The organism is Acidovorax sp. (genome assembly GCF_046314175.1).
Taxonomy (GTDB): Bacteria; Pseudomonadota; Gammaproteobacteria; order Burkholderiales; family Burkholderiaceae_C; genus Acidovorax.
Window position 1 is genome coordinate 1 of the sequence record NZ_JBKBXG010000018.1, and the last position, 18,224, is coordinate 18,224.

At 64.0% G+C, this 18,224-nt stretch carries 15 protein-coding genes and 1 pseudogene; 13 read left to right on the forward strand and 3 right to left on the reverse strand.

What is annotated here, in order from left to right:
• The 11 genes and pseudogenes from ACK4OE_RS07040 to ACK4OE_RS07090 all read left to right on the forward strand — a co-directional run.
• Positions 1–614 (forward strand): annotated as a pseudogene (locus ACK4OE_RS07040) (ABC transporter ATP-binding protein); the annotation flags it as partial.
• Entirely contained in the window at positions 607–1,677 is a 1,071-nt protein-coding gene (locus ACK4OE_RS07045; protein WP_409883970.1) for an ABC transporter permease, read from the forward strand. The pseudogene ACK4OE_RS07040 and the gene ACK4OE_RS07045, both read left to right, overlap by 8 nt.
• Entirely contained in the window at positions 1,677–2,597 is a 921-nt protein-coding gene (locus tag ACK4OE_RS07050; protein WP_409883971.1) for an ABC transporter permease, read from the forward strand. The genes ACK4OE_RS07045 and ACK4OE_RS07050 overlap by 1 nt, the downstream gene beginning before the upstream one ends.
• Before the next feature lie 107 nt (positions 2,598–2,704).
• Positions 2,705–3,871 carry a BMP family ABC transporter substrate-binding protein gene (locus ACK4OE_RS07055; protein ID WP_409883972.1) on the forward strand — a complete coding sequence of 389 codons (1,167 nt, stop codon included), beginning with the start codon at positions 2,705–2,707 and terminating at the stop codon, positions 3,869–3,871.
• Between the two features lie 105 nt (positions 3,872–3,976).
• Entirely contained in the window at positions 3,977–4,960 is a 984-nt protein-coding gene (locus tag ACK4OE_RS07060) for a Rieske 2Fe-2S domain-containing protein (RefSeq protein ID WP_409883973.1), read from the forward strand.
• The gene (locus tag ACK4OE_RS07065; RefSeq protein WP_409883974.1) at positions 4,960–6,012 is read left to right on the forward strand and encodes an adenosine deaminase; all 1,053 of its coding nucleotides are present in this window, start codon (positions 4,960–4,962) and stop codon (positions 6,010–6,012) included. The genes ACK4OE_RS07060 and ACK4OE_RS07065 overlap by 1 nt, the downstream gene beginning before the upstream one ends.
• A gap of 363 nt (positions 6,013–6,375) precedes the next feature.
• Entirely contained in the window at positions 6,376–7,950 is a 1,575-nt protein-coding gene (locus ACK4OE_RS07070) for a methyl-accepting chemotaxis protein (RefSeq protein WP_409883975.1), read from the forward strand.
• Positions 7,951–8,082: 132 nt separating this feature from the next.
• Complete coding sequence (locus ACK4OE_RS07075) at positions 8,083–9,186, forward strand: BMP family ABC transporter substrate-binding protein (RefSeq protein ID WP_409883976.1); 1,104 nt, start codon at positions 8,083–8,085, stop codon at positions 9,184–9,186.
• Between the two features lie 94 nt (positions 9,187–9,280).
• Positions 9,281–10,591, forward strand: coding sequence for a guanine deaminase (guaD, locus tag ACK4OE_RS07080; RefSeq protein WP_409883977.1), 1,311 nt, complete (start codon positions 9,281–9,283; stop codon positions 10,589–10,591).
• 81 nt (positions 10,592–10,672) lie between these two features.
• Positions 10,673–11,245: a dCTP deaminase gene (dcd, locus tag ACK4OE_RS07085; protein ID WP_409883978.1), complete on the forward strand. Its 573-nt coding sequence runs from the start codon at positions 10,673–10,675 to the stop codon at positions 11,243–11,245.
• Positions 11,246–11,614: 369 nt separating this feature from the next.
• Entirely contained in the window at positions 11,615–11,872 is a 258-nt protein-coding gene (locus tag ACK4OE_RS07090) for a hypothetical protein (RefSeq protein WP_409883979.1), read from the forward strand.
• Between the two features lie 16 nt (positions 11,873–11,888).
• On the opposite strand, the gene ACK4OE_RS07095 is transcribed toward ACK4OE_RS07090, so the two are convergent.
• The 3 genes from ACK4OE_RS07095 to pcp form a co-directional block, all read right to left on the reverse strand.
• A complete protein-coding gene (locus ACK4OE_RS07095; RefSeq protein ID WP_409883980.1) occupies positions 11,889–13,589 on the reverse strand; it encodes a diguanylate cyclase in 1,701 nt (566 codons plus the stop codon).
• Positions 13,586–14,536 carry a delta(1)-pyrroline-2-carboxylate reductase family protein gene (locus tag ACK4OE_RS07100; RefSeq protein WP_409883981.1) on the reverse strand — a complete coding sequence of 317 codons (951 nt, stop codon included), beginning with the start codon at positions 14,534–14,536 and terminating at the stop codon, positions 13,586–13,588. Before ACK4OE_RS07100 ends, ACK4OE_RS07095 begins: the two co-directional genes overlap by 4 nt.
• 99 nt (positions 14,537–14,635) lie before the next feature.
• Positions 14,636–15,310 carry a pyroglutamyl-peptidase I gene (gene pcp / locus ACK4OE_RS07105; protein WP_409883982.1) on the reverse strand — a complete coding sequence of 225 codons (675 nt, stop codon included), beginning with the start codon at positions 15,308–15,310 and terminating at the stop codon, positions 14,636–14,638.
• A gap of 140 nt (positions 15,311–15,450) precedes the next feature.
• On the opposite strand from pcp, the gene ACK4OE_RS07110 reads away from it, so the two are divergent.
• Positions 15,451–16,329 carry a neutral zinc metallopeptidase gene (locus tag ACK4OE_RS07110; protein ID WP_409883983.1) on the forward strand — a complete coding sequence of 293 codons (879 nt, stop codon included), beginning with the start codon at positions 15,451–15,453 and terminating at the stop codon, positions 16,327–16,329.
• Between the two features lie 343 nt (positions 16,330–16,672).
• Entirely contained in the window at positions 16,673–18,178 is a 1,506-nt protein-coding gene (locus ACK4OE_RS07115; RefSeq protein WP_409883984.1) for a DEAD/DEAH box helicase, read from the forward strand.
• The last annotated feature ends 46 nt before the right edge of the window (positions 18,179–18,224 follow it).

The following is an 18,224-nucleotide window of genomic DNA, read 5'->3' on the forward strand; positions in this document are numbered from 1 at the left end:
AGAACGCAGGCCGCATGGGCCCCGGCCAGCGCCGTGCGCTGGGCCTGCACTTTGTGCCCGAAGAGCGTTTGGGCCGGGGCGCCGTGCCCACCATGGGGCTGGCGCACAACCTGCTGCTCACCCGCACCAATGCGGTCAGCGGCAGTGGCTGGATCAAGGTGGGCGCGCTGCAAAAGCATGCCGAGGACATCATCCGGCGCTTCAATGTGAAGGCGGGTGGTCCCAACGCAGCGGCCAAGTCGCTGTCGGGTGGCAACCTGCAGAAGTTCATCGTGGGGCGCGAGATCGATGCCAACCCGAAGCTACTCATCGTCTCGCAGCCCACCTGGGGTGTGGACGTGGGGGCTGCGGCGCAGATTCGCGGCTCCATCCTGGCGCTGCGTGATGCGGGCTGCGCGGTGCTGGTGGTCAGTGAGGAGCTGGACGAATTGTTTGAAATCTGTGACCGGCTGCATGTGGTGGCCAAGGGGCACCTTTCGCCTTCGGTGCCGCGCGCCGAGGCCACAGTGGAGCGCATTGGCGAATGGATGAGCGGGCTGTGGCATGCCGATGTGCAGGCGCACCTGGCCCAGCAGCAACAGCAGGCCCGGGCCGGGGAGGTGCAGCATGCTTAAGCTGGAACCCCGCCCCCAGGCGTCTGGCTGGTGGACCTACGGCTCGCCGCTGCTGGCGCTGGTCGTCACGGTGTTGATTGGTGTGGCCCTGTTCATGGCGCTGGGCAAAGACCCGGTGCGCGGGCTCCAGGTCTTCTTCTGGGAGCCGATCAAGACGCCCTATGCCATTGGCGAACTCATGGTCAAGGCCACGCCGCTTTTGCTGATTGCGCTGGGGCTGGCCGTGTGTTTTCGCTCCAACGTGTGGAACATCGGGGCTGAGGGCCAGTTTGTGATTGGTGCGGTCACGGCAGGTGGCATCGCCTTGCTGGCCGACAAGACCACCGGCCCGTGGATCGTGCCCGCCATCCTGTTGGCCGGTGTGCTGGGCGGCATGGCGTGGGCGGGGCTCACGGCGCTGCTGCGCGACAAGTTCAACGCCAATGAGATCCTTGTGAGCCTGATGCTGGTCTATGTGGCCACGCTGGTGCTGGGCTACCTTGTCTATGGCCCGTGGAAGGACCCCATGGGCTACAACTTTCCGCAGACCAAGACGTTCGAGAAAGTGACGCAGATCCCGCGCCTGATGCAGGGCTCGCGGGTGTCCATTGGGCTCTTGTTGGCGTTGGCGGGCGCTGCGGCGCTGTGGGTGTTTCTGTTTCGCACACGGGCCGGTTTTGCCCAGCAGGTGGGCGGGCTAGCCCCCGCTGCGGCGCGCTACGCGGGCTTTTCGTCGCGCAAGGCGCTGTGGACGGCGTTGTTGATCTCGGGCGGCGCGGCCGGCCTGGCCGGTGCGCTGGAAGTCGCTGGCCCCATCGGCCAGCTCACACCGTATGTGCCCGCAGGCTACGGCTTTGCGGCCATCATCGTGGCCTTTGTGGGGCGCCTGCACCCGGTGGGCATGATCCTGTCGGCCATCCTCATGAGCATGTTCTACATCGGCGGCGAGCTGGCGCAGTCGCGCATGGGCTTGCCCAAGTCGCTCACGGGCGTGTTCCAGGGCCTGCTGCTGTTCACGCTGCTGGCGTGTGACACGCTGATTGCGTATCGACTGCGCTGGGTTGGTTCGAAAGGAGGCAAGTGATGGAATCCTATGCACTCCTCATCGGTGCCACGCTGAGCGCGGGCACCGTGCTGGCCATCGCGGCCCTGGGGCTGTTGATCAATGAGAAGGCGGGCATCGTCAACCTGGGCGCCGAGGGCATGATGCTCTGCGCCGCCATCGCCGGTTTTGCCACCGTGGTGCACACGGGCAATACCTGGCTGGGGTTTGCGGCGGGCATGGCGGCAGGTGCGTTGCTGGCGGCCATCTTTGGTGTGCTGGTGATCTGGCTCAACACCAACCAGTACGCCACGGGGCTGGCGCTCAGCCTGTTCGGCGTGGGTTTTTCGGCCTTTGCGGGCATCAGCTACGTCCAGGCCAAGCTGCCAGAGCTGCCCAAATACGTGATCCCGGTGCTGGGCGATGTGCCACTGCTCGGCCCCGCGCTGTTCCGGCAGCACCCGCTGGTGTACATCACCATGCTGCTGGTGGTGGGAATGATCTGGTTCCTGTACCGCACGCGCGCCGGGCTGGTCCTGCGCTCGGTGGGGGAATCGCCTGAGTCGGCCCATGCGCTGGGCTACCCGGTGCGCCGTATTCGCTTGGCCGCCGTGGTGGCCGGTGGCTCGCTGTGCGGGCTGGCCGGGGCGTACATCTCTACCGTCTACACCCCGCTGTGGGTGGAGGGCATGGTGGCCGGGCGCGGCTGGATTGCGCTGGCGCTCACCACCTTTGCCACTTGGCGCCCGGCACGGGTGTTGCTTGGTGCTTATCTGTTTGGCGGCGTGACGATGCTGCAGTTCCATTTGCAGGCCACGGGCGTGCAGGTGGCCAGCCAGTTGCTGAGCATGCTGCCGTATGTGGCCACCATCGTGGTGCTGGCGTTGATCTCGCGCAATCCGGCGTGGATTCGCATCAACATGCCTGCGTCGCTGGGCAAGCCGTTTTATCCGGGTAGCTGAATGGCCCATGCCAGCTGCCGCAAATACGCGTTACCCAGCGGTAGATCGCCCCATAATTCATCTTTTTCGCGTGTTTCAACCCCCAACGTTCTCAAGAAGGAACTGACATGACTGATCTGCAGAAACGCTCCATGCTCAAGGTGGCAGCGCTCTCCGCCGTTGCCGCTGCCGCACTCGTGGGCTGTGGCAAGAAGGAAGAACCGGCACCGGCCCCTGCGCCTGCTCCGGCCCCTGTGGCAGAAGCCCCGGCACCCAAGCCCGAGCCACTGAAGATCGCCTTTGCTTATGTCGGCCCTGTGGGCGACGGCGGCTGGACCTTTGCGCACGACAACGGACGCAAGGCCATCGAAAAGGAATTCGGCGACAAGGTCGTGACCAGCTTCGTGGAGAGCGTGCCCGAATCGGCCGACGCCGAACGCGTACTGCGTGACCTGGCCGGCCAGGGTAACAAGCTGATCTTTGGCACCACCTTCGGCTACATGGAGTCCATGCTCAAGGTCGCGGAAGACAACAAGGGCGCCAAGTTCGAGCACGCCACGGGCTACAAGACGGCAGAAAACCTGCGCACCTACGACAGCCGCACCTACGAAGGTGCGTACATGGCTGGTGTGATCGCTGGCGCCATGACCAAGTCCAACACGCTGGGCGTGGTCGGCTCGGTGCCAATCCCTGAAGTGATCCGCAACATCAACAGCTTCACCATGGGCGCCCAATCGGTCAACCCCAAGATCAAGACCAAGGTGGTGTGGGTGAACGAGTGGTTTAGCCCACCGAAGGAAACCGAAGCCGCCACCAGCCTGATCAATGGCGGCGCCGACGTGCTGTTCCAGAACACCGACTCGGCTGCCGTTTTGAAGACAGCCCAAGAAAAGGGCAAGCGCGCCTTCGGTTGGGACAGCGACATGACCGCCTACGGCCCCAAGGCCCACCTGGCATCTGCTGTGATCAACTGGGGCCCGTACTACGTGAAGGCCACCAAGGACGCGCTGGAAGGCACCTGGAGCACGGGCCAAAGCTGGTGGGGCGTGAAGGAAGGCGCCATCGACATCGTCTCCATCGCTGAAGACGTGCCTGCAGACATCAAGACCAAGGTCGAAGAGATCAAGAAGGGCCTGGCCGAAGGCACCTACAACATCTGGAAGGGCCCTATCGTGGGTCAGGACGGCAAGGAAGTGCTGGCCAAGGATGTGGTCGCCGATGACAAGTTCTTGGGCGGCGTGAACTTCTACGTCAAGGGCGTGGAAGGCAAGATCCCCGGCGGCGAGAAGAAGTAAGTAAGAAAAAATCAGTGGGCTGATGGGCCTGCTGTACACAGAGAGGGCCGCCTGCGGGTGGCCCTTTTCTATTTCCGCTCCCGGTTTTACAAAAAGGATGAGCAGATGGTCGAATCAAGCTTGTGGCATCCGGTGGCCTTGGTGGGCGATGTGGCGCATACCCCTGTTGCCGTGCAGCTTCTGGAGCAACCCGTGGTGGTGTGGCGCGATGCGGAGGGTTTGGTGCAGGCGTTTGCCGACCAGTGCCCGCACCGTGGCGCCCGGCTGTCGCTGGGCCGCGTGACGCCGCAAGGGCAGCTGGAGTGCCCGTATCACGGCTGGCAGTTTGCAGCCGACGGGCGCTGTACCTATGTCCCCGCATTGCCCGCGTTTGTGCCCCCGCCTGGGCATTGCGCACGGGCCTTTGAGGCGCGTGAAGCCCATGGCGTGGTCTGGGTGCGCATGGAGCAGCAGGGCAGTGCGGCACTGCCCGCATTTGCGGCCGAGTACGACGCGCGGCTGCGCAAGCTCAACTGTGGGCCGTATGACGTGGCCGCCAGCGCACCGCGCATCATCGAGAATTTTCTGGACATGTCGCACTTCGGCTTTGTGCATGAAGGCTGGCTGGGTAGCCGCGACGCCACGATCATTGACGATTATCACGTGGAAGCCACGCCTACCGGCCTGCTGGCCACGGGCTGCAAGGCCTGGCAACCCCAGTCCAACCTGCATTCCACGGCCCCGGCCCAGGTGGAATACACCTACGAAGTCACGGCGCCCTATGCAGCCGTGCTGACCAAGGTGCCTGAAGCGGGCACCACGGCCGTAGATGGCTGGCGCGAATCAATTGCTCTGTTTATCTGCCCCGTGACACCCGTGCGCAGCCGCGTGTGGTTTCGTTTGGCTGTGGCAGATTTCGATTCGCCCGACGAGAAACTGCAGGCGTTTCAGCACACCATCTTCACGCAGGACCAGCCCGTGCTGGAGTCGCAGACGCCACAGCTCCTGCCGCTCGATCTGCGCGCAGAGTTGCATACCGCTGCCGACAAGGCATCATCTGCCTACCGCCGCTATCTGCGCCAGAGCGGCATTACTTTTGGAGTCTGCTGATGTTTAAAGTGCCCCCGATTTCCGCCGACCGCCTGCCTGCATTGCTGCGCGCAATGCCCAAGGCCGAACTGCACATCCACATCGAAGGATCGCTGGAGCCCGAACTGATCTTTGCCCTGGCGCAGCGCAACGAACTGACCTTGCCCTACGCTAGCGTGGAAGACCTGCGTAGCGCCTACGCGTTCAGCAACCTGCAGAGTTTTCTGGACATCTACTACGCAGGGGCCAGCGTGCTGTTGCATGAGCAGGATTTTTACGACATGGCGCGCGCCTACCTGGGCCGCGCTGCGCGTGACAACGTGCTGCATGCCGAGATTTTTTTCGACCCCCAGACTCACACGGAGCGTGGCGTGGCGATGGAGACCGTCATCAACGGCCTGCAACGTGCGTGTGAAGATGCGCGGACCGAGCTGGGCATCAGCGCCACGCTGATCATGTGTTTCCTGCGCCACCTGAGCGAAGAGTCCGCTTTCGAAACGCTGGAGCAGGCCATGCCCCTGATCGACAAGATCGTGGGCGTAGGCCTCGATTCCAGCGAACTCGGCCACCCGCCCGAGAAGTTCGCCCGCGTGTTTGCCCGCTGCCGCGAACTGGGCCTGCATCTGGTGGCCCATGCGGGCGAGGAGGGCCCGCCGGCCTACATCTGGAGCGCGCTCGATGTACTCAAGGTCGAGCGCATCGACCACGGGGTGCAGGCAGTGCACGATGCCGCTTTGATGCAGCGGTTGGCGAAAGACCGCATTGCGCTCACCGTGTGCCCCCTGTCCAACCAGAAGCTGTGCGTCTTCCCCAACCTTGCCGACCACAACCTGGGCAAACTGCTCGACGCCGGGCTGGCCGCCACGGTCAACTCGGACGACCCTGCGTACTTTGGTGGCTACATGAACGAGAACTTCACCCAGGTGTTTGCCGCCACGGGCCTCACGGCAAAACATGCTTACCAGCTGGCGTTCAACAGCTTTGAGGCGAGTTTTGCGGGCAACGCAGACAAGCGGATTTGGGAACACAAGCTCAAGGAAACGTTTGAGCGCTGTGTGGAGCATGACTATTGACTCAGCAAGAGCCTGACAAGCTGGGTCGCCGCGCAGCGTGCCAAGCAGGTAGCAAATGCTATCAAAATACTAGCTAATAGCGCTTTACAGATAAGCGCTGGTGGCTAAATTGATGCTGAATCTGCTCGCCATTCCATCGGTGATGGCAGCGTGCCAGCGTGACATGGGCCCAAGGCGAATCTGCGGGAGGGTGCGCCGTATGAGTTCCGGGTAAACCCTACAATTGTGAGATTCTGTACCTGCCCGAAGCGCGCCATGCGCTCCGGGCGCTTTTTTGCCCGCGCGCGGTGGTGTGTGCTGCGCCCCGTGGGGCGGCCGTTGTGCGCAGGCGTTGTGCATTCTTCTCCCGTCATATTTCTCACCATGTTTCTCCATCAACTTTCCATCGGCAAGCGCCTGACCCTGGTACTGGGCGTGATTCTTTTGCTGTTTTTCGTCAGCAGCGTGGTTGCGGTTGTCAAACTGAACCAGCTGGGTGCGTTGATCGACACCATGGTGGACGAGAACGTCAAGACTGAGCGTGCGGGCGCGGACTGGCTGCTCAACACCACCGCGGGCGTGCAGCGTGCTGCGGCCATTGCCAAAAGCAGCGACGCCTCGCTGGTGCCATATTTCGCACCGGCCACGGCCGCCGCCATCAGCGAGACCAACACGCTGCAGAAGTTCATCGAGTCGAAGATGGATACGCCCGATGAAAAGCAGCTGTTTGCCAAGTTGGGCGAGCTGCGCCGGGCTTACCTCAACGCGCGCGAGGAAGTCAGCAAGCTCAAGCAGGCGGGCGATGCCGATGCAGCAGGCAAGGTCTTCACCGAACGGTTTGAGCCCACTTCGCGCGACTATGTGGCGGGCGTCAAGCAGATGGTGGACCTGCAGCGCAACCAGCTGGACGCCGCGGGCAAGCGCAGTGAAGCACTGCGCGCCCAGACCACGCTGCTGCTGCAGATCTGCACCGGCGTCACGCTGCTGCTGGGCGCCTTGCTGGCCTGGCTGCTGACCACCAGCATCACGCGCCCGCTGCGCCAGGCCGAGGCCATTGCAGAAACCATTGCCAACATGGACCTGACCGGCGCCCCCCAGGCGACCTACGCCAACGACGAAACCGGTCACCTGCTGCGATCCCTGGATGCCATGCGCAGTGCCCTGCACCGCTCGCTGCAGCAGGTGCGTGGCGTGGTGGACAGCATCTCCACCGCCAGCACCCAGATCGCCATTGGCAACCAGGACCTCAGCGCCCGCACCGAGCAGACTGCCAGCAGCCTGCAGGAGACCGCCAGCTCGATGGAAGAGCTGACCAGCACCGTGCGCCAGAGCGCGGACTCGGCCGTGCAGGCCAACCAGTTGGCGGCGTCGGCTGCGCAGGTGGCACAACGTGGCGGGGATGTGGTGGCCCAGGTGGTGCACACCATGGACGACATCAACGCCAGCAGCAAGAAGATTTCCGACATCATCGGCACCATTGATGGCATTGCCTTCCAGACCAACATCCTGGCGCTGAACGCCGCCGTCGAGGCGGCCCGTGCCGGTGAACAAGGCCGTGGTTTTGCCGTGGTGGCGAGCGAGGTGCGTAACCTGGCCCAGCGCAGCGCCGAGGCCGCCAAGGAGATCAAGACCCTGATCGGCGTGTCGGTCGAAAAGGTGGAGTCGGGCGCCGCGCTGGTGCAAAACGCAGGCACCACCATGGGCGAGATCGTGAGTTCGGTGCGCCGCGTGACCGACATCATTGGCGAGATCAGCGCCGCCGCATCCGAGCAGAGCCTGGGCATTGGCCAGGTCAACGTTGCGGTCAACCAGCTCGACCAGATGACTCAACAAAACGCGGCCTTGGTGGAAGAATCCACCGCTGCGGCCGAGAGCCTGAAGGACCAGGCTGCACGCCTGGCAGACGTGGTGGGCGCCTTCCGTCTGGGCGCGCCCTCGCACGCCCCGCGCCTGAACTGAGTGCTTTGACGGCCGCATCAACCTTGTAGAGGCCGACCCTCCAGCGGATCGAACCAAGCTGCAAACCCACCACCAGACGCGTCGCCCTGCGAGTCTGGTGTTTTTACCAACTGGGCCATGTAGAGGACCACCATGTACAAAAACCTCGCAGCCACGCTCGTGGCCGCCTGTTTTTTATCCCCCGTTTTTTCACAGACCGCACAGGGCAAAGACGCCCGTGCTGGCGAACCCGTCAAGGCCGGATTCGTCTACGTCTCCCCGATCACCGAAGCGGGCTGGACACGCCAGCACGATGAAGGGCGCAAGGCCGTGGAGGCTGCGCTGGGCAGCCAGGTGAAGACCACCTTCGTCGAGAACGTGGCCGAAGGTGCTGATGCCGAGCGCGTGATCCGCGACCTGGCCGCCACCGGCCACCAGATCATCTTCACCCCCAGTTTTGGCTACATGGAGCCCACGCTCAAGGTGGCGCAGGACTTCCCCCAAGTCAAGTTCGAGTCCATCACCGGCTACAAGACAGCCCCCAATGTGACCACCGCCAACGCGCGCTACTACGAGGGCCGCTACCTGGCGGGCATTGCAGCGGGCCGCATGAGCAAAACCGGTGTGGCTGGTTTTGTGGCGGGCTTCCCCATCCCAGAAGTGCTGCAGGGCATCAATGCGTTCACTCTGGGCATGCGCTCGGTCAACCCGCAGGCCACCGTCAAGGTGGTGTGGCTCAACGTGTGGTTTGACCCGCCCAAGGAGCGCGATGCCGCCATGGCCCTGTTCAACCAGGATGTGGATGTGATCGCATTCCATACCGGCTCCACAGCCGTGATGGCGGCTGCGCAGGAGCGGGGAAAGATGGCCGTGGCCTACCACTCCGACATGCGCCGCACAGGGCCCGATGCGCAGATCGTGGCCGTGACCCACCAGTGGGGCAACTACTACACCGAGCGGGTGCGCGCCGTACAAAACGGCAGTTGGAAAAGCGCCAACCTTTGGGGCGGCGTGCGCGAAGGCATGATCCGCGTCGGCGACTTTGGCCCCCGCGTGCCAGCCGCCGTGCAGCAGGAGGTGCTGGCCGCGCAAAAGGCCATCGGCGCTGGCAAGCTCCAGCCTTTCCGCGCGGGCAAGGCGCCGGTGCGCGACAACGAGGGGCAAGAGCGGATCGCTGCGGGTCAGGCACTGTCGGATGCACAAATATTGCAGATGAACTGGCTGGTGGAGGGTGTGGTGGGCAAGCTGGCCCGCTGAGCCTGCACGACCTACCGGCGCTCTCTGAATCCCCATATCTACTATGGGGCGCTCCGTATACAAGCGGTGCCCCCTTGCCGCTAAGCTTGCCGCCATGCCTGTTTATCGATCTGCCCTTTTGCGCTTTGCCGACGACGGCACGGCCCTGTATGACCAAGATGGCCTGCTGGCTACGGGCCCCGATGCCCAGGGCCGTCATCGTGTGCTGGCGGCGGGCTCCTGGCAGTCGCTGGCGCCGCAATATGCTGACCAGCCCGTGACGCACCTGCCCGGGCGCATTCTGGCGCCCGGTTTTGTGGACATGCACATCCACTTCCCGCAGACCGATGTCATCGGCTCGCCTGCTGACGGGTTGCTCCCCTGGCTTGAAAACTACACGTTTCCCCATGAATCGCGTTTTGTCGAATCCGACTACAGCGAACAGGTGGCGCAGTTCTTCGTTGCCGAGCTGCTGCGCAACGGCGTGACCACGGCACTGGCTTTTTCCACGTCGCACCCGACATCGGCCGACGCGCTGTTTGCCGAGGCGCAACGCCAGCAGATGCGTCTGATCACCGGCAAGGTGCTGCAGGACCGCCACTCGCCCGACGGCGTGCGGGACGACACCGAGCAAAGCCTCATCGACACCGAATTGCTGATCCAGCGCTGGCACGGTGTGGACCGCCTGGGCTATGCCATCACCCCGCGTTTTGCACCCACCAGCACGCACGAGCAGCTGCGCGGCGCGGGCGAGCTGGCCGCGCGCTATCCCGACGTGTGGATCCAGTCGCACGTGGCCGAAAACCTGGACGAGATTCGCTGGGCACGCGAGCTGTTTCCCGCCTCGCGCAGCTACCTGGGTGTGTACGACGACTTTGGCCTGATGCGTGAGCGCGCGGTGTACGCACACTGCATCCACTTTGACGATGACGACCGCGCGTTGATGCGTGACACCGGCGCCGTGGCCGCCGTCAGCCCCACCAGCAACCTGTTTTTGGGCAGCGGGTTTTTTGATTACGCCAGCGCGGACCGCGTGGGATTTGGCTACGGCCTGGCCAGTGACGTGGGGGGCGGCACCAGCTTCAGCCCGTTCCACACGATGATGGCTGCCTACTATGTTGGGCGCACCACTGTCGAAGGTCGCCAGACCAAGCAGGGCCTGAGCCTGTCTCCCCAGCAGCTGTGGTGGCAGCACACGGCAGGTGCGGCCAAGGCGCTGGGCCTGGCGGGTGTGGTGGGCAATCTGCAGCCGGGCTGCGAAGCGGATTTTTTGGTGCTCAACCCCGAGGCCACGCCGCTTTTAGCGCGCAAGACCGCCCAAGCGCGCAACCTCAATGAGCTTTTGTTTGCGCTGATCGTGCTGGGCGATGACCGGGTGGTGGAACAAACCGTGATTTCTCAAGCAAAATACGGCTCTAGCGCTTGATCATCAAGCGCTACCAGCTACATATTTAATAGCGCCCGGCGGTGTGCAGCCTGCCTGGGCCACAGCGCAGGGAATTTAGCCATGAGCATCAAGAGCGACAAATGGATCCGCCGCATGGCGGCCGAGCACGGAATGATCGAACCCTTTGAGCCCGGCCAGGTGCGCGAGGTCGAGGGCAAGAAGATCATCAGCTACGGCACCAGCAGCTACGGTTACGACATCCGCTGCGCGCCCGAATTCAAGGTGTTCACCAACATCCACAGCACGGTGGTGGACCCCAAGAACTTTGACGAGAAGAGTTTTGTGGATTTTGAAGGCGACAGCTGCATCATTCCGCCCAACAGCTTTGCGCTGGCCCGCACGATGGAATACTTTCGCATCCCGCGCAACGTGCTCACCATCTGCCTGGGCAAAAGCACCTATGCCCGCTGCGGCATCATCGTCAACGTCACGCCGTTCGAGCCCGAGTGGGAAGGCTATGTGACGCTGGAGTTCTCCAACACCACGCCGCTGCCCGCACGCATTTATGCGGGTGAGGGCTGCGCCCAGGTGCTGTTCTTCGAAAGCGACAAGGACGATGTGTGTGAGGTCAGCTACAAAGACCGGGGCGGCAAGTACCAGGGCCAGGTGGGGGTTACGCTGCCCAAGGCTTGATAGACCACCGGGCGGATAGCGGCGGCGGACGGGGGCGTGGTGAGCCGCGGTGGCGTCCTACAGCATCCGTGCCGGTTGGCCGAAATGCAAGCAGGGGTAAGTTTTCTTAGCATGGATGTCATGTTCCAGCGTCATGCTGGCGTGACCGAATCTGGAAGACACCTTGCCATGCTGACCTTTGCCCCTCCCTCAGTTGCTCCCACAGTTGCTCAGTCCGTAGCCGCATGGATAGGTTCTTTGGCGGCTTCGTTTTCGACGTCTTTGAATCCAACCGGCGGCCTGCAGGCGCGGCAACAGTCGTTGGCCGATACGGCGGGGGCTTGCGCAACTGCGGGCAGCGATCAGTGGGTGGATGAAACAGGCCCGTGCATGGCCCGATCGGGAGATGCTGCAGGCGGGGTGACTTACTGGCCGTGCGATCTGCTTAATGCATTCATCCTGCAAATGGCTGCCCACGGCCACTGCGTGAGCGCCGCGATGATGCTGGGCCACCGCCCCTATGCGGTGCAGCAACTGGCCGCTGCGCAGCAGGTGCCCGATGAGGCCCTGCGCGGTGTGGCTGCCCAATTGCAGGCGTATTTCGATGTGCCGCCTGAAACCGCTTCGCAGCAATGGGGGGTCGCTTAAACCGCTGTTGGTGGCGCTAAGTCTCCACACACACCCGGTTGCGCCCTTGGCCCTTGGCTTCGTACAGCGCGGCGTCACCCCTGCGCAGGATGTCGTTGCCGTTGTCTTGCAGGCCGCGCATGCTGGCTACGCCAGCGCTCACCGTGATGGCGCCCACAACGGGGTCTTGCTGCGCGGCCATCGCCGTGACCAGTGCTTGGGCTATGGCCTGGGCCCCCGCCAGGTCCGTGTCAGGCAGCAGCACCACAAATTCCTCGCCGCCCAGGCGGGCCACGACGTCTGATCCGCGCAGGCGTTGTTCGAGCGTGCGCGCAAGCCGCCGCAGCACTTCGTCACCCGCTTCATGGCCAAAAGTGTCGTTGACGCGCTTGAAGTGGTCCACGTCCACGGTGATGAGGCTCAACGGCCTGCCGCTGCGGCGGGCCATCGCCAGGCTAAACGCCATCTGGGTGTCGAACCCGCGGCGGTTGAGCAGGCCGGTCAGCGCGTCGGTGCGGGCCTGCAGGTCCAGCGCCCGGTTGGCTGTTTCCAGCTCCAGCGTGCGCAGGCGGACTGTTTCTTCCATGGCCTCGCGGGCCGCAAGCAGTCGGTGCGTCATGCTGCCCAGCGCCACAGACAGTTTCGCCACTTCGAGATTGCTGTGCACGGCCGGGATGTCGGCACCGGGCTTTCCAGCCTCTACTGCGCTGGCGGCTTCGGCCAATGCGTCCAGGTCATCGCTCAGCCTGCGCGCGGCCATCCATGCCAGGGCGGACGCCAGCAGGGCAGCTATCAGCCCTATCGCCAGCGACATGTGCACCGTGCGATTGGCCTCCGCAAACGCCAGCTCCACCGGCTGGCGCGCCACGATGCGCCATCCCAGGTCGCTGGCAGCGTTGCGCGGCTGCAGCTGGGTGGCTGCGGTCAGGTAGCGCTGCTCGTCCTGCCAGCGCACCACGGCGGTGTTGATTCGCCCGCCATCTCGGTTGTTGTTGATGTTGACGCCTTCGGGTAGCCGCTGACCAGTGGCCTGCAGCGTGCGCGCTTGGCCGCTGGGCGCAAGGATGAGCGCGCCCGCACGGTCAAAGATGAAAAGTTCGACCGCGCTCTCGTCCGACCGGGGCGGCGTCAGGCTTTCGAGCACCTCCCGCGTCCATTCCCAGCTGCCATGAATACCCAGCACACCCACGGTGGTGGGGCCCACGCGGATCGGTGCGGCAAAGTCCACAAACCGGTAGGGTTCGCCGGATGCCAGGGGCGGCAGCAACTTTTCCAGCAGGGCGGCGGGGTGTACGTCGCCCACATGCACCTGCTCCATGCCCGCCTTGAACCAGGGGCGTTCCGCCACGCTGTGCCCCACCAGCATACCGTTGGTGGCCGAGCGCACGATGCCTTGGGCGTCTGCCACGCCAATCCATAGGCTGGTGGGATGCATGGCTTGGGCGCGCGCCAGCAGGTAGCGGGCTTCGGGGGTGTCGAGTCCCTTGGCCCACACCTGGGTGGAGTCGGCCAGTACCTCGGCTTCGAGGCTGCGTTCCATGAGCCCGTTAGCCAGAAGTTTGCCGGCGTTTTCAGCGACGACCTGCAGCGACGTGCCCGCATCGCGCTGAAGACGGTGCTTGAACAGCTCTCCGAAGGCCAGTGACAGCAGCACCGAGAGCGTCACCACCAGCGTGCCGAAGACCAGGGCAATCTGCATGCGCAGACCCCGGTCGGAGAAGCGGGCAAACAGATTCATGGGTGCTCCCGCTGTGTGACGGCTTGCATCGCCAGCCGCGCCGCTGCCAGGTCCCACCCGGCCCAGCCGCAGCTTTTGAAAAGCACGGGCCCCGTGCTCGCTGTGAATGGGCCGCGAACCACATCGCGCAACGTGGGGATGGCCGCCACGTCAAGGCCCGCCTGCAGCAGATCGCCCGCCTCATGGCTGGCGTCCTCGGTGTCCACCACGATGTGCCCGTGCTGGGCCATGTGCAGGCATAGCGACGGCGAAAGCTCTGCCATGGTCGGCGTAAAAGCGCCGACCGCTGCAATAAAGGCATCGGGCCGTGGCGTGGCGGTCAGCACCACGGCGTGAGCGGGGGTGCAGGTTGCCACCAGCGGGCAGTGGGGCAGCGCGGCGTCTGCATCGGTGACCACCCGGGCGGTGGCGCCCATTGCGCGCACCTGCTGCGCCAGCAGTTCGGCGCTGCCCGCGCTGCGCGAGGCGATCCACACCTCTCGCACGCCCAGCCCTTCGATAAAAGCCTGCGCATGCGCCTGCCCCTGCACGCCTGCGCCCACCACCAGCAGCGGACCTTGCTGCACGGGTGCCATCAGCCGCGCCGCCAGCAACGACACGGCAGCGGTGCGGCGCGCGGTGACAGTGGGTCCGTCCAGCACCAGGCGGCGCTCGCCCGTGGCGATGTCAAAAATCACCACGTCGCCTTGGATGGAGGCGCGTCCGGTGCTTGCGTTGGCGGGCGTCAGCGTGATGAGCTTGGTCATCGCAACGCGGCTGTCGGTGGCGGGCATCACAAACAGGCTGCCGCCCCGGGGCAGGGGCAGCACCGAGCGGGCAGGCACCGAAACAGTGCTGTCGTGCAGGAGCGCGGCGATTTCATCGGCCAGCGGGCCCCAAGGCAGCCGCGCGGCGGTGGCCGCAGCGTCCAGCGTGCCAGCGGGTTCTGAAGTGGGGGCGGAAAGCATGTGCCAACTCTACACAGCGCGGGATGCCCCGAGAAGCGGACAAGCCCCCAGTAGGGGCCGGGGGAATGCCGTTTTCCGGATGCTCTGTGGGCCCATCAATCAATATGTGGCACCCGCGCCCAGCGCAATGTCACTTTGCACCAGCATGGCCGTCCACAGTGCCGTGTGGATGCCGCGCACCATGTCGCGCAGTGGTAGGTGTGGCGTGCCCTGTGCGGGCAACCAGGGCACATGCACAAACCCGCCACGCGCGCCTGCCTGGCCGGTGCCGCGTGCGAGCATGTGCATCAGCCCATACAGCACGTGGTTGCAAACAAAGGTGCCTGCAGTTTGCGACACCTCGCATGGCACGCCAGCACACAACGTGGCGCGCAGCATGGCCTTGATGGGCAGGGTCGAAAAGTACGCTGCGGGGCCGCCGGGCACCACGGGCGTGTCGATGGGCTGGTGCCCCCTGTTGTCGGCAATGCGTGCATCGTTGATGTTGATGCCAATGCGCTCCAGCGACAGTGCGGCTCGCCCACCCGCCTGGCCCAGGCACAGGGTCAGCGCGGGTTGGTGCGCCGCGACCAACGCCTGCAGGTGCTGCAGCGCCTCATCAAACACGGTGGGCAGTTGGGCAGCTATCACCACATGGCCTGCAATGCGCTGGCCGTGGAGTGCTTGCGCAATGAGCCAGCTGGGGTTCTGCATGTCGCCGCCAAAGGGGTCGAAGCCGGTGAGCAGAATCACCCGCTTTGCAGCGGGCGAGAAACGGGAGGCATCGTTGAGCATGGCGAGAAAAGTCCGTTGACAGGGATGGCGCATGGGCGTGCGCATCCGGCAGCATGGTAGCGGCTGTGCCTCCCGGCCCCCGTTCGGCGCGTAACATGCTGCCCATTCCCTCCACCTCTGGAGCGAGCGGGAGAACCGGTATGAAATGGGAAGGCAATCGCGAATCGGACAACGTGGAAGATCGCCGCAGCGGTGGCGGTGGGGGCGGGTCCCCGATCTTTGGCGGGCGCAGCATTGGTATTGGCACCATCGTGATTGCGCTGGTCGGTGGCTGGGTGCTGGGTATCAATCCGTTAACTATCCTGGGCCTGCTGAGCGGCGGCGGGCCCCCTGCGCAGGTGCAGTCGCAAGGCCCGGCGCAGCGCCCGCCTGCCGACGACACCATGGCCCGGTTTGTCTCCACCGTGCTGGCCGATACCGAAGACGTGTGGAAGGCGGTGTTCCGCGAGGGCGGTGGCACGTACCAGGAGCCCCGTCTGGTGCTGTTTCGGGGCTCCACGCCCACGGCCTGCGGCACAGGCCAGGCCGCCATGGGGCCGTTTTACTGCCCGGCAGACCAGAAGGTCTACATCGACCTCGGCTTTTATGAAACCCTGAAGAACCGCCTGGGTGCGCCCGGCGACTTTGCGCAGGCCTATGTGATTGCGCATGAGGTGGGTCACCATGTGCAGAACCAGCTGGGTATCAGCGGCAAGGTCGACGAGATGCGTGGCCGGGTGAGCAAGGTGGAATACAACGCACTGTCGGTGCGGCTGGAACTGCAGGCCGACTGTTTTGCCGGGGTGTGGGCCCACCACGCCCAAAGCGCGCGCCAGATACTGGAGAAAGGCGACGTTGAAGAGGCCATGAACGCAGCCGCCAAGATTGGCGACGATGCCCTGCAGCGCGCTGGGGGTGGCGCCGTGGTGCCGGACAGTTTCACCCATGGCACCAGTGCGCAGCGCCAGCGCTGGTTCAACAACGGGTTGCAGAACGGGAGCGTGAAGGGGTGCGATACCTTCGCGGCCCGCAGCGTGTAGCTGCTGCTGCGTTGGTCGGAGGCGCGCAAGATACCAAGTCATTTGCGCTGCACCCGGTTTCACTGGCTTTAGCGCTCCTGACGGCGCGCTCCCTCTAATGAATACCCTCGCCCAGATCGGGGCGAGGCGTTTTGCCTTTACCACCCGTCAGCTGCGCGCGGTGCTGAATTAAATTGTGATGAAAATGGGCTGTAACGCTTTACAGATAAGCGCTAAAAGCTATAAAAATAATAGCTTTTGTTGTGGATGTACCGCCAAGTGTTGACCCATGTGGTCCCTGTTTTCTGCGTTTCGATTGCGAAAAATCGCTTTTTTGGCCACCGGTGCGACAATAGAAGGCTAAATGACAAGTTCCTTTTCCAATCTATCGCTGGCCGAGCCGCTGGCGCGCGCCGTAGCCGAAATGGGCTACGAGTCCATGACACCCATCCAGGAGCAGGCCATTCCGGTGGTCCTGACTGGCCAGGACGTGATGGGCGCAGCCCAGACGGGCACGGGTAAAACGGCGGCGTTCTCGCTGCCTTTGCTGCAGCGGCTGCTCAAGCACGAAAGCAGCTCCACCTCTCCCGCCCGCCACCCTGTGCGCGCCCTGGTACTGCTGCCCACGCGTGAGCTGGCGGACCAGGTGGCCCAGCAAATCGCGCTGTATGCCAAGTACACCAAGCTGCGCAGCACCGTGGTGTTTGGCGGCATGGACATGAAGCCCCAAACCATCGAGCTGAAAAAAGGCGTCGAAGTGTTGGTGGCCACGCCGGGACGCTTGCTGGACCACATCGAAGCCAAGAACGCGGTGCTCAACCAGGTCGAATACGTGGTGCTCGACGAGGCGGACCGCATGCTGGACATCGGCTTCCTGCCCGATCTGCAGCGCATCCTGTCGTACCTGCCCAAGCAGCGCACCACACTGTTGTTCAGCGCTACGTTCTCGCCTGAGATCAAGCGCCTAGCCAGCAGCTACCTGCAAAACCCCGTCACCATCGAGGTGGCCCGGCCGAACGAAACGGCCTCCACCGTGGAGCAGCGCTTTTACAGCGCCAACGACGACGACAAGCGCCGCGCCATCCACCAGGTTCTGAAGACCCGGGGTATCAAGCAGGCCTTCATCTTTGTCAACAGCAAGCTCGGTTGTGCCCGTTTGGCGCGCAGCCTGGAGCGCGAAGGCCTCAAGACCACCGCGCTGCATGGCGACAAGAGCCAGGACGAACGCCTGAAGGCGCTCGAAGCGTTCAAGAGCGGCGAAGTCGACCTGCTGGTGTGTACCGATGTGGCCGCACGCGGCCTGGACATCAAGGACGTACCTGCCGTGTTCAATTTCGACGTGCCGTTCAACGCCGAAGACTACGTGCACCGCATTGGCCGCACCGGCCGCGCGGGGGCGTCGGGTCTGGCGGTCACGCTGGTGTCGGGCAGCGATGCCCGTCTGGTGGCCGACATCGAGAAGTTGATCAAGAAAAAGATCGAACTCGAAGCCGTTGAGTACGAAGAAGACCAGCCAAACATTCGCAATCAGGGCCGCATCAACGATGGCCGCCGCGCCTGGCGCGAAGCGGGCGAAACCGGTGACGGGCGCGATGCCATCTCGGCACCCCCGCGCCGCGAGCGCGAACCGCGTCCCTTGGGCCGCGAACCCCGCGAGCCGCGTGAACAGCACCGTGGGTTTCGCCCCGCAGTGGCCTCCCGCGACCCGTTCTTTGAAAAGCCGTACGAAGCCAGCGCAGCCCCCGACGCCGCACCCGCCTGGGAATCTGCCAAGTCGGCGCAGCGCAGCAGCATCTCGGCCAACATCAAGCCCAAGCGCAAGGTGGCCGCACTGTTCAAGGCCGTTCAGCCTGAGACTTCCATCCAATAATTGTGGTCAAAATGGCTGCTAGCGCTTGATGGTAAAGCGCTGACAG

Bases quoted from the DNA above. Each gene is read 5' to 3' on its own strand.
- ACK4OE_RS07075 (WP_409883976.1), top strand. From the start codon at position 8,083: ATGTACAAAAACCTCGCAGCCACGCTCGTGGCCGCCTGTTTTTTATCC.
- ACK4OE_RS07090 (WP_409883979.1), top strand. From the start codon at position 11,615: ATGGCCCGATCGGGAGATGCTGCAGGCGGGGTGACTTACTGGCCGTGC.
- dcd (WP_409883978.1), top strand. From the start codon at position 10,673: ATGAGCATCAAGAGCGACAAATGGATCCGCCGCATGGCGGCCGAGCAC.
- ACK4OE_RS07060 (WP_409883973.1), top strand. From the start codon at position 3,977: ATGGTCGAATCAAGCTTGTGGCATCCGGTGGCCTTGGTGGGCGATGTG.
- ACK4OE_RS07100 (WP_409883981.1), bottom strand. From the start codon at position 14,536: ATGCTTTCCGCCCCCACTTCAGAACCCGCTGGCACGCTGGACGCTGCG.
- ACK4OE_RS07055 (WP_409883972.1), top strand. From the start codon at position 2,705: ATGACTGATCTGCAGAAACGCTCCATGCTCAAGGTGGCAGCGCTCTCC.
- ACK4OE_RS07045 (WP_409883970.1), top strand. From the start codon at position 607: ATGCTTAAGCTGGAACCCCGCCCCCAGGCGTCTGGCTGGTGGACCTAC.
- ACK4OE_RS07050 (WP_409883971.1), top strand. From the start codon at position 1,677: ATGGAATCCTATGCACTCCTCATCGGTGCCACGCTGAGCGCGGGCACC.
- ACK4OE_RS07095 (WP_409883980.1), bottom strand. From the start codon at position 13,589: ATGAATCTGTTTGCCCGCTTCTCCGACCGGGGTCTGCGCATGCAGATT.
- ACK4OE_RS07065 (WP_409883974.1), top strand. From the start codon at position 4,960: ATGTTTAAAGTGCCCCCGATTTCCGCCGACCGCCTGCCTGCATTGCTG.
- ACK4OE_RS07115 (WP_409883984.1), top strand. From the start codon at position 16,673: ATGACAAGTTCCTTTTCCAATCTATCGCTGGCCGAGCCGCTGGCGCGC.
- guaD (WP_409883977.1), top strand. From the start codon at position 9,281: ATGCCTGTTTATCGATCTGCCCTTTTGCGCTTTGCCGACGACGGCACG.
- pcp (WP_409883982.1), bottom strand. From the start codon at position 15,310: ATGCTCAACGATGCCTCCCGTTTCTCGCCCGCTGCAAAGCGGGTGATT.
- ACK4OE_RS07070 (WP_409883975.1), top strand. From the start codon at position 6,376: ATGTTTCTCCATCAACTTTCCATCGGCAAGCGCCTGACCCTGGTACTG.
- ACK4OE_RS07110 (WP_409883983.1), top strand. From the start codon at position 15,451: ATGAAATGGGAAGGCAATCGCGAATCGGACAACGTGGAAGATCGCCGC.